Source organism: Aminobacter sp. P4_D5 (assembly GCF_056401815.1).
The window spans coordinates 1-526 of the sequence record NZ_JBFUIP010001356.1 but is presented as its reverse complement, the minus strand read 5'-3'; the positions used below and the strand labels follow the sequence as shown (position 1 = coordinate 526).

Annotated in this window: 1 protein-coding gene; it reads left to right on the top strand. The window is 67.5% G+C overall.

Features of this window, described 5'->3' with window-relative positions:
* Nucleotides 1-526 (top strand): peroxidase family protein (locus AC1DWF_RS38375; protein ID WP_476843635.1); only part of this gene is annotated, 526 nt, incomplete at both ends.

Below are 526 nucleotides of genomic sequence, written 5' to 3'. Positions count from 1 at the left end.
GGTGCCCTTCACGCCGGGCCGTGCGGACGCCTCGCAGGAGCAGACGGACGTCGAATCCTTCGGCGTCCTCGAGCCCGCGGCGGATGGCTTCCGCAACTACCTCCGGGCGAAGTTCAGCGTGTCGGCCGAGGAACTGCTGGTCGATCGGGCGCAGCTGATGACGCTGTCGGCGCCGGAGATGACGGTGCTTATCGGCGGCCTGCGGGTGCTCGGCGCGAATGCCGGCGGCACGAAGCACGGCGTCTTCACGAAGACGCCGGGGACGCTGACCAACGACTTCTTCGTCAACCTGCTCGACATGGGCACGGCGTGGAAGGCGGCGGGGGATGACGGCGTCTTCGAGGGCCGGGATGCGTCGGGTGCGGTGAAGTGGACGGGCACGCGTGCCGACCTCGTCTTCGGGTCCAACTCGCAGCTTCGCGCGCTCTCCGAGGTCTATGCACAGAGCGACGCGAAGGCGAAATTCGTGAAGGACTTTGTGGCGGCCTGGACCAAGGTCATGAACGCCGACCGGTTCGATCTGGCC